This window comes from Prevotella sp. MGM1 (assembly GCF_002933775.1).
Lineage (GTDB): Bacteria > Bacteroidota > Bacteroidia > Bacteroidales > Bacteroidaceae > Prevotella.
On the sequence record NZ_BEWV01000090.1, the window covers coordinates 1 to 10,159 of the forward strand.

The following is a 10,159-nucleotide window of genomic DNA, read 5'->3' on the forward strand; positions in this document are numbered from 1 at the left end:
GTGCACGGCAACCGTGCAGCCGCAGCGCCATTGGAGCGCCAGCAGGCGGTACAGACATTGAAATTCGGCTACCTGAGCTATGATGCCGCCTTGCGGGCGATGCCCGAGTATGCCGAAGCCGGCCGCCAGTTGAGCGAGCTGAGGGCCAAGTACGATGCCGAGGCCAAGCGGGTTGAGACGGAGTTCAACAAGAAATACGAGGAGTTTCTCGAAGGGTTGAAAGACTTTCCGCAGACCATACTGCAAAAGCGGCAGAGCGAGTTGCAGGAGTTTCTCGCCCGAAACATAGCTTTCAAGGAAGAGAGCTCACGCCTGTTGGCGGCGGCCGAGCGTAACGTATACTCTCCGCTGCACGACAGGTTGGCTGCCATACTGAGGAAAATAGGCGAGGAACGTGGCTATGCCTTTATCGTGAACACGGACAACAACTCGTGTCCGTTCATCAGCCGGGCCGTGGGCGAGGATATCAGCCGGGCCGTGGCCGAACAGTTCTGACATGCGGCCAAGACACACAAGCGAGTAATGAGAACACTGCCATCAGCTCCCGGACCGATAGGTATCTTCGATTCCGGCTACGGCGGACTGACAATCCTTCACGGAATACGCCGCCTGCTGCCGCGATACGACTATCTGTATCTCGGCGATAATGCCCGCGCCCCATACGGGACACGCTCGTTCGACGTGGTTTATGAGTTCACCCGGCAGGCTGTGATGAGACTGTTCGACATGGGCTGCCATCTCGTCATTCTCGGGTGCAACACCGCCTCGGCGAAAGCCCTGCGGACCATACAGCAGAACGACTTGCCCGCCGTTGACCCCTCACGCCGTGTGCTCGGAATCATCCGCCCCACGGCAGAGATTATAGGCTCCATCACCCGATCGCGCCATGTGGGCATACTCGCCACAGAGGGCACGATAAGGAGCGAGAGCTACAACCTCGAAATAACAAAGCTGTATCCCGACATACATGTCTCGGGAGTGGCATGCCCGTTCTGGGTGCCGCTCGTGGAGTATAATGAGGGCGACAGTCCGGGTGCCGACTACTTTGTGAAGAAGCGGATAGACCAGCTCATGTCGCTCGACGGCGATATAGACACCATCATCCTCGGGTGTACCCACTACCCGCTGCTGATGCCCAAGATACGCCTTTACACGCCCGCCGGGGTGACGGTGGTGTCTCAGGGCGACTATGTGGCGGCCAGTCTGAAAACATATCTCGGGCAGCATCCCGAGATGGACCGCAAGTGTTCCACAGGCGGCAGCGTGCATTATCTGACAACGGAGAACCCCGACAAGTTCAGGGAGTCGGCCAGCATATTTCTCAAAGAGCGGATAGGCGTGGACAGCATCACCCTGCCTTGACGGCCGGCATGTCCGGGGATGGTCTTGAGCCGTGCGAAAGGTTATAAACCGGTTACGCCCGCTTTCCGAACATATCGGGAAAGCGGGCGTAACCGGTTTTTGTACGAATAAAATCATGTATTTGACACATCGTTTTCTGTTGAAATAGAAAGCGAAGACGATACACACCGCTATATGCGATGCGATATGTTCCCTGTTTCAAAATGATAGTTGCGCCGATTTTCCGCAACGGGATGCCCGTCGGAGTGTGATTAGCCGCTAATCGCGTCGCGTTTAGATACCCGTTGGCTTGCATTTAGCGTCTAAATGCAAGCCAACGGGTATCTAAACGGAAAAAGATTTCAGATAGATGGCGTAGGTTTGGTATGGGAAGTAATATGTGAAAGACATATTAGGCTGGCATACAGGTGGTTGCGTAAAACAGCCCAAAACTCGCTTATTTTAGGCCGTGGGATTTACATTTTGAAACAAACGAATTATGAGAGGTGTTTTGTAAAGATAGTTGATAGTTTTGCGTAGCATGTTTTTTCAAGCGTGGAGTATGCTGGGGTGAGTCCCGAATCCCTTCTCCAAAAAAACTCGTTACGATGCCATATTCTCGCAAAATCTGTGTAAATTTGTAACGAAGTAAAAAAACAAATGTCATGACACAGGAAGAGAAAACAAAGATAGAAGAGAGAATAGTGGACGTGCTCAAAACGGTTTACGATCCTGAGATACCGGTGAACATATATGACCTCGGACTGATATACAAGGTTGATGTCAAAGACGGCGGCGAGGTGGAGGTGGATATGACGTTCACTGCACCGTCGTGTCCGGCGGCCGACTTCATACTTGAAGACGTGCGGCAGAAGGTGGACAGCGTCGAGGGCGTGGCGAGCGCCACCGTGAACCTCGTGTTCGAGCCTGAGTGGGACAAGAGCATGATGACCGAAGAGGCCCGTGTGGAGCTGGGATTCGAGTGATGTCCGTGCCGGTGATGCCTCCCGGGGCACACCGGCCGGCTAAATCCGTTCACCTCAATAAATCCGTAAAGCGTATGAAGCCAATATATTTCATTTCCGATGCCCATCTCGGTTCTCTCGCCATAGAGCACGGGCGGATGCACGAACGCAGGCTCGTGCGGTTTCTCGATGACATAAAGCACAAGGCGGCGGCGGTATATCTGCTCGGCGACATGTTTGATTTCTGGTACGAGTACCGCACGGCGGTGCCGAGGGGATATACCCGTTTTCTCGGCAAGCTGTCCGAACTGACTGACATGGGCGTGGAGGTACACTTCTTCACGGGCAACCACGACATCTGGGCCTACGACTATCTTGAAAGCGAGTGCGGCGTGACGCTGCACAAGCGGCCGCTCACCACCGAGATATACGGCAAGACGTTCATGCTCGCCCACGGCGACGGGCTGGGCGACCCCGACCGCAAGTTCAAACTGATACGCAGGGTGTTCCACAACGCCCTGTGCCAGCGCATGTTCTCCGCCCTGCACCCACGCTGGGGGCTGGCTTTCGGCCTGGCCTGGGCACGCCACAGCCGCATGAAGCGGCCGGATGGAGAGGAACCGCCATACATGGGCGAAAACCGCGAGCATCTCGTGCTATACACCAAGGAATACATCAGGAGCCATCCGGATATCGACTTCTTCATCTACGGCCACCGGCACATAGAGCTTGACCTGCAACTGACCAAGAAGGCGCGTATGCTTATCCTCGGCGACTGGATAACACAGTTCACATACGCCGTGTACGACGGGGAGCATATGTTTCTCGAAGAGTATGTTGAGGGCGAGAGCATGCCGTAACCATCGCTCCGGGGCCACACGAAAAGCAATAACCGGCGACAAGCAATGAGGCATCGACACAAACAACAATCTTTTTGCTATGTATATTCATTATACTTGCGTCGTGCAGCCGACATTATGACCTGCCCGGGCGTCTGACGTCGATATACGGTATGATAGAGACCGACCCCGACGAGGCCGAGACCCGCATCGCCGCCATGGCCGACAGTATAGCTGCCGCCCCGCTGCCCGAGCGCATGTATTTCGACCTGCTCAGGCTCAAAGCCATGGCCTACACATATCGTGAGTACACATCGGACAGCATCGCAGTGCGTCTCGTGCGCTATTATGAGGACGAGGGCGACGAACGTATGCTGCTCGAGGTGTACTATTACGCCGGAAAGGTGTACAAATCGCTGCGCGACAACCCGCAGGCTACAGACTATTTCCAAAAAGCCGTTGACCTGCTGCCCGACGAACCGAGCAAGTTGAGGGGTAAAATTTACTCACAGGTGGGAGATATATTCTGGTTCCAATGGCTGGCAGACGAAGCCATGGGGATGTATAAGAAGTCGTATATAGACGATAAACATCTTAAAGACACCACCGGCATGATTTTCGCTTTGCGTGACATCGGAAGCATGTATCGGGCAAAGAAGGAAGTTACTCTGGCACTTCATTTTTACAATAAAGCACTGGCTTTGGCCCGTGAGCAGGGGAATAAAGACATGGAAGCCACCGTTTGCGGACAGATGGCAAGGACATATATAACAGACTCACAATTAGACAAAGCGAAACAATATCTCAAAATAGCGACAGACTACGGTGACCCATACGACAGAAACAGTATATTATATGTAAAAGCCTGTTTATTCAAAGAAATGGGAATGACAGACTCTGCAATCTATTGCTACCAAAAGCTAATACGTGAAAGTGATATTTACGCAAGACGGGAAGCATATAGGGAGCTTGCCGAATATAGCATGTACAAAGGCGAACAAGGCAAGACATTTCATTACTTAAAGCAATTCCAGCTGACAACCGATACCATACAGCAAATAACATCGGCCGAGGCTGTGGCACAAGCTGATGCCGCATATAACTATAAGTTGCGTGAGAAAGAAGCTCAGAAACTGAAAGCGGAAAAAGAAAATACGGAAAGACTTGTGATTATTTCATTGTCTATTGGCACTATCGCAATAACAATACTGTTAGCGATAATTATACATTATCGGTATAAGAGAGTTTTGCTGAGATACAAACTTGAAAAGTATAAGGCATTGGTATCGCAGGCGAATGAAAGGGCAAAGCGGGAAAGAAGTACAGGAAAGGAAATAGAGGATTATGAGATATATAAGAATATTGTATCTTTAATTAATAATCCTATGTCAAATAAGCGTTTGCGTAGCGAAGACTGGGAAAAACTGCGCAAAGCGGTGAATGAAGTGTCACCTGATTTCGATCAGAAGCTGAGCGAACTGTGTAAAATGAGCGAAAAGGATTACCGTATCTGCCTGCTTTTGAAGGTCGGTATATCATTGAGCGACATCAAAGAGTTTGTCAATCTAACGAGTTCGGGAGTATGTTCGGCACGGAACAAACTTTATGGACGTGCTTTCGGAGAGAAAAAGCACCCAGAGGAGTGGGATAAGATAATACGCTCATTATAAGCTGTTTACACGAATTTGCGGACAGTTTTGCGGACAAGTTTTACTTCACTAAAATAAATTGCGGACAGTTTTGTAAACTTGATTTCTTTGTGTTTAATCGATTTATTCATACTTTTGGCGATGAAAATAAATTAAATGATAAAGCGTATGAAAGCAAATCTATTAACAATGGCAGCCTTTATGATAATCTGCGGCAGTATTATGGCAAAAGATGTTATTCCGTTAGAGGAGCTAATTGAAAACAACGGTAAAGGTAAACCTAATATAACAAATAATCCGGAAGTGTCATACGAGGATGGAACCATTGAAATTCGGTGCGACTCTACGATAGAAAATGCTACTGTATCTATTAAAGATAAATATGACAATACAATCTATATGACAATGGGAAATATCGGAAACACTCCTCAACAAATAAACATTCCGGAGGATGTAAACGATGAAAAAGTATCCATCGAAATCATTACGGACGACAAAGCATTCAAAGGGGAATTCTTGATAGAAAAATAATTATATTTATTTCACATAAAAAATGAAAAAGATTATTCTATTTGTTTAAGCATGTTTGCTGGTGTTGTATAGTTGTGATAATGAAGAGAGGGTCATGAACAAAGACTCTGAGGTTGACAATGTAATGTTGACTTACGGTGTGGACACAGACCTGCTAAACAGTATTAACGCTAATTTGGCGGAACGCTTAGGGACTGATACCAGAACAACCGTAACAATGACAGAACAGGAAGCACAGGAAATTTTATCGCCATTGGTACAGCAAGGATGTGAAATGAGAAATGAACTTGTGCAGTTAGCGGAAGATGAAAAGATTGACTTATCAGCTATGGAAGTGAAAGAGTTGAAAGATATGAACGATTACGATGTTTGTCAAGTTTTGTTGTTCTCTTTGCAACAGAATGTTTTTATCATGATAGCGGGCGGCCATCTGATGGCCGCCCGCTGTCTTTTTGCTCGTTTCGGCGAGTGTATTGCTTCTTAGAGCAGCTCCATTGTGTCTGTGGCAATCATCAGTTCCTCGTCTGTGGGAACGACAACGACCGTCACCTTGGAGTCGGGAGCGGATATGATTGTTTCCTCACCGTGTACGGTGGCGTTCTTCTCGTTGTCGAGTTTCACGCCCATCCACTCCATGTCGCGGCACACTTCCTCGCGCATGTTTGCTTGGTTCTCGCCAACTCCGGCAGTGAACACGATGATATCCGTGCCTCCCATGGCGGCAGCGTATGCGCCTACATATTTCTTTATGCGGTAGAAGTACATGTCGAGAGCGAGTCGGGCTTTCTCGTCGCCGTTCTTGGCCGCGGCGTCAATCTCGCGCATGTCGCTTGAAATGCCGGTGATACCGAAAAGGCCGCTCTTTTTATTGAGCAGGTTGGAGATGCCGTCGGCATCGAGACCGAGTTTCTTCTGTATGAAAGAGACAGCACCTCCGTCGATGTCGCCCGAGCGGGTGCCCATCATCACGCCTTCGAGCGGGGTGAGACCCATTGTCGTGTCTATGCACTTGCCATTCTCAACGGCGGCCACTGAGCCTCCGTTGCCTATGTGGCAGGTGATGACGCGCTTCTCCTCGGGCTTCACGCCGAGAAACTCGCATACGCGCTTTGACACATAGCGGTGGCTCGTGCCGTGGAAACCGTAGCGGCGGATGGCATACTTGTCATACAGCTCATAGGGTATGGCATACATATACGCCTTGGCGGGCATCGTCTGGTGGAAAGCGGTGTCGAACACTCCTACCTGCGGCAGGCCGGGCATCAGCTCGCTCACGGCGTTTACGCCTTTGAGGTTGGCGGGGTTATGGAGCGGTGCGAGGTCGCTGCACTCCTCGAATACTTTGAGCACTTCGTCCGTCAGCACCACGCTCTTGTTGAACTTCTCGCCGCCATGCACCATGCGGTGACCGACAGCATCAATCTCTTTGAGGTCTTTGATAACTCCTATTTCGGGGTCGGTGAGCAGACTGAAAATGAACTTCACTCCCTCTGTATGCTCGGGAATGTCGTGCATTATCTGCTTTTTCTCGCCGTTGGCGAGCTTCACTTTCACGAAAGCGTTGTCGAGTCCTACGCGCTCGGCGCCGCCCGATGTCATCACTGAGCGGTCGTCCATGTTGTACAGCGCGTACTTGATAGACGATGAACCGCAGTTCAGAACCAAAATTTTCATTGTTTTTTATTTAAAGTTTATTTCCTTATTTCTTTGCGTCCATTGCCTGGCAGGCGGTTATTGCCACCATCTTGTATATGTCGTCTACCGAGCATCCGCGGCTGAGGTCGTTCACCGGGCGTGCGATGCCTTGGAGGATGGGGCCGAGCGCCTCTGCGTCACCCAGTCGCTGAACGAGTTTATAGCCGATGTTTCCCACTTCGAGATTGGGGAATACGAGCACGTTGGCGTGTCCGGCGATGTCGCTGCCCGGGGCTTTCTTCTCTCCGACAGACGGAACGAGAGCCGCGTCGGCTTGCAGTTCGCCGTCGACTTTCAGTCCGGGATCCATTTCCTTCGCTATTTTTGTCGCTTCAACGACCTTGTCCACTACCTCATGGCTTGCGCTGCCCTTTGTCGAGAAGCTCAACATTGCCACGCGCGGGTCGGCAAATCCTGCCACGCTCTTTGCTGTCTGAGCCGTGCATACGGCAATCTGGGCAAGCTGGTTGGCGTCGGGCATCGGCGTCACGGCCACATCCCCGACCACGAGAATGCCGTTCTCACCGTATTGCGGCTGTTTGGTGATGAGCAGCATCGCTCCGCTTACACAGCTTATGCCGGGGGCGCACTTTATGATTTGCAGGGCGGGGCGCAGGGTGTCGCCGGTGGTGCTGAGCGCGCCGCTGATCTGTCCGTCGGCACCTTCGGTCTTGATAATCATGCAACCGAGATACAACGGGTTCTTTACCAGTTCGCGAGCCTGTTCTATCGTCATTCCTTTCTTCTTGCGGATCTCGGCGAGTTGCTCTGCATATTCCTCTGCCTTGGGATTGTTTTCCGGGTCTATGAGTGTGGCTTTGCCGATGTGCTCAAGGCCGTATTCCTTGCACATGGCCTCTACCTTGGCCGGGTTTCCGATGAGAATGAGGTCTGCTATCTCATCGCGCAGCACCATGTCTGCCGCTTTCAGTGTACGCTCCTCTTCCGCTTCGGGGAGCACGATGCGCTGTTTGTTGTTTTTAGCGCGTTCAATGATTTGTTGTACTAAATCCATAGTTGTTTTTATTATGTGTTTTCTATATATTATCCGGTATAGCTAATTGACTACAAAAGTAAAAAAAATATTCCGAAAAAGTGCTGCCGGTTGAATGGTTTTTAAAGGTTAAAAGGTAAAAAAGTAAACGGTAAGGCATCTTTAAGCGTAGCCCTTTACCCTTTACCCTTTCAGCCTTTTTACCTTTAAGATTATCCTATCAATTCTCTTGTGAGTATGCTTTCGAGTTTTTCGGCCGACAGCCGTTGTTGAAAAGCCCCGTTGATGGCTGTCGTAATGCTTCCCGTCTCTTCCGATACCACAATTGAGATTGCGTCGCTTTCCTGTGACATTCCCATGGCGGCGCGGTGGCGCAGTCCCAGTTCTTTGGGGATGTCCAGACTGTGCGAGACCGGCAGTATGCAGCCGGCGGCCTTTATCCTTCCTTTTGATATTATCATTGCGCCGTCGTGCATGGGAGAGTTCTTGAAGAATACGTTCTCAATGAGCCGTTGCGTTATGGTGGCGTCTATACGTTCTCCCGTCTCAACAATGTCGTCGAGCGGCGATACACGCTCCATGACAATCAGAGCGCCTTCCTTGCGCCGGCTCATGCTCAGGCACGCAAGTACGATTTGTGTTATCTCTTCCTTCTTTCCTTCCAGTTTTTCATTTGTCTCGGATGAGAAAAGCCGCATCAGCATCTTCATCCGTCGGTTTGTACCGATGCTGTAAAGGAACTTGCGTATGTCGTCTTGAAACAGAATGACGAGACCGATCACTCCGACACTCACCAGCTTGTCCATTATCGAGCCAAGCAGCCGCATCTCCATTATCTGGGAAACGAACAGCCAGAGTACGACAAATACCATTATGCCGATGAACACATTCAGCGAGCGCGACTCTTTCATCAGCCGGTATATGTAGTAGAGCATCAGTGCCACCAGCAGGATGTCTATTGCGTCTTTTATTCCGAATTCGAAAAACATTATAGTCCGTTTGTTGTTTATTTATGTTTGAGTATCATTCTTGCCTGGTGGTATTTCACGTGCAGTGGCTGTTCTGTCGGGCTCATGCCGTGCTTTGCGTTTGGTCGTTGGTATTGTTTTAAAAGTCTTCCGACAGCCCCACAAGCCTCACGCACTCCACCGCCTGGCGCACGTCGTGTACCCTGAGTATCGATGCGCCGCGTGTCAATGCGATGGTGTTTAGTACTGTCGTGCCATTCAGTGAACCGTCGGGAGTGATGCCGAGCGGCTTGAATATCATTGATTTTCGAGACAGTCCTACGAGTATTGGCAGTCCGAGCACTTGCAACTTGTCTGTCTCGGCGAGCAGTGCATGGTTCTGCTCCACTGTTTTGCCAAAGCCGAAGCCCGGGTCGAGAATGATGTCTTTCACTCCGGCGGCCCGCAGCATGTTAATATCGGCCGCGAAGCCTTTTATCATTTCATGCAATGTGGCACGTACCGACATGAGTATGTACGGCACGCCCAGTAGTCCGGCCATGGTGAACATCGGTGGTATGCTTGTCGCTGTTTCCGGTGACGGTGCCCCGTCGGCCTTTGTTTTTCCCGGTATGGCGTTTCCGGTGGGGGCTATCGGATTGGCGCTTCCGAACGCGCCATTTATATTTCCCGCCGATACGTCATTGATTATTGCGGCTCCATATTCCTCGACAGCCATGCGGGCCACATCCGGCCGGAACGTGTCCACGCTGACAGGCACTCCCGGCGCCTCACGGCATACGATGCCGAGGCCGTGTCGCAACCTGCTCATTTCCTCCGTCTCACTTACCTGTTCGGCTCCCGGGCGTGTTGAAAATGCGCCGACATCGATTATGTCGCCCCCCTGCTCGACTATGTCTTTTGTGCGGGCGGCAATCTCCCTCTCCGTCTGTTTCCGGCTTCCGGCATAGAAGGAGTCGGGCGTGACATTGAGAATGCCCATCACTTTCGGACGGTTGAAATCCATCAGTGTGCCGTTTATGTTTATTGTATAATCTGTTCGCTTGCTCATCGGTGTATGAATACGGTGGCAAAATTAAGCATAATAATCTTAATATAGTGATTATTGAAGTTTTTTTTCTGCAATGATACGGTCAATGCTTGTTATTATAAAAAAATAACGAGCACCGGTCTCTCC

Annotated in this window: 11 protein-coding genes; 7 read left to right on the forward strand and 4 right to left on the reverse strand. The window is 50.5% G+C overall.

The window, feature by feature from the left end; translation table 11 throughout:
- From MoGM_RS02580 to MoGM_RS02620, 7 genes are all read left to right on the forward strand, one after another.
- The gene (locus MoGM_RS02580; RefSeq protein ID WP_104368640.1) at positions 1 to 495 is read left to right on the forward strand and encodes an OmpH family outer membrane protein; all 495 of its coding nucleotides are present in this window, start codon (positions 1 to 3) and stop codon (positions 493 to 495) included.
- 27 nt (positions 496 to 522) lie between these two features.
- On the forward strand, positions 523 to 1,362 hold the full coding sequence (murI, locus tag MoGM_RS02585; RefSeq protein WP_104368641.1) for a glutamate racemase: 840 nt from the start codon (positions 523 to 525) through the stop codon (positions 1,360 to 1,362).
- 644 nt (positions 1,363 to 2,006) lie between these two features.
- Positions 2,007 to 2,327 (forward strand): metal-sulfur cluster assembly factor, encoded by a 321-nt coding sequence (locus MoGM_RS02600; protein WP_104368644.1) that lies wholly within the window; start codon positions 2,007 to 2,009, stop codon positions 2,325 to 2,327.
- A gap of 74 nt (positions 2,328 to 2,401) precedes the next feature.
- On the forward strand, positions 2,402 to 3,166 hold the full coding sequence (locus MoGM_RS02605; protein WP_104368652.1) for a UDP-2,3-diacylglucosamine diphosphatase: 765 nt from the start codon (positions 2,402 to 2,404) through the stop codon (positions 3,164 to 3,166).
- A 152-nt stretch (positions 3,167 to 3,318) separates the two neighbouring features.
- Positions 3,319 to 4,815: a lipopolysaccharide assembly protein LapB gene (locus MoGM_RS02610; RefSeq protein ID WP_104368645.1), complete on the forward strand. Its 1,497-nt coding sequence runs from the start codon at positions 3,319 to 3,321 to the stop codon at positions 4,813 to 4,815.
- Between the two features lie 147 nt (positions 4,816 to 4,962).
- Positions 4,963 to 5,325, forward strand: coding sequence for a DUF3244 domain-containing protein (locus MoGM_RS02615; protein WP_158249545.1), 363 nt, complete (start codon positions 4,963 to 4,965; stop codon positions 5,323 to 5,325).
- Positions 5,326 to 5,419: 94 nt separating this feature from the next.
- Positions 5,420 to 5,809 carry a hypothetical protein gene (locus tag MoGM_RS02620; RefSeq protein ID WP_104368647.1) on the forward strand — a complete coding sequence of 130 codons (390 nt, stop codon included), beginning with the start codon at positions 5,420 to 5,422 and terminating at the stop codon, positions 5,807 to 5,809.
- Here MoGM_RS02620 and MoGM_RS02625 read toward each other — a convergent pair.
- From MoGM_RS02625 to MoGM_RS02640, 4 genes are all read right to left on the reverse strand, one after another.
- Complete coding sequence (locus MoGM_RS02625; RefSeq protein ID WP_104368648.1) at positions 5,806 to 6,999, reverse strand: acetate kinase; 1,194 nt, start codon at positions 6,997 to 6,999, stop codon at positions 5,806 to 5,808. The genes MoGM_RS02620 and MoGM_RS02625 overlap by 4 nt on opposite strands.
- 25 nt (positions 7,000 to 7,024) lie before the next feature.
- Positions 7,025 to 8,035, reverse strand: coding sequence for a phosphate acetyltransferase (pta, locus tag MoGM_RS02630; RefSeq protein ID WP_104368649.1), 1,011 nt, complete (start codon positions 8,033 to 8,035; stop codon positions 7,025 to 7,027).
- A 191-nt stretch (positions 8,036 to 8,226) separates the two neighbouring features.
- A complete protein-coding gene (gene cdaA / locus MoGM_RS02635) occupies positions 8,227 to 9,003 on the reverse strand; it encodes a diadenylate cyclase CdaA (RefSeq protein WP_104368650.1) in 777 nt (258 codons plus the stop codon).
- Positions 9,004 to 9,121: 118 nt separating this feature from the next.
- Complete coding sequence (locus MoGM_RS02640; RefSeq protein WP_104368651.1) at positions 9,122 to 10,033, reverse strand: dihydropteroate synthase; 912 nt, start codon at positions 10,031 to 10,033, stop codon at positions 9,122 to 9,124.
- Positions 10,034 to 10,159 lie beyond the last annotated feature (126 nt).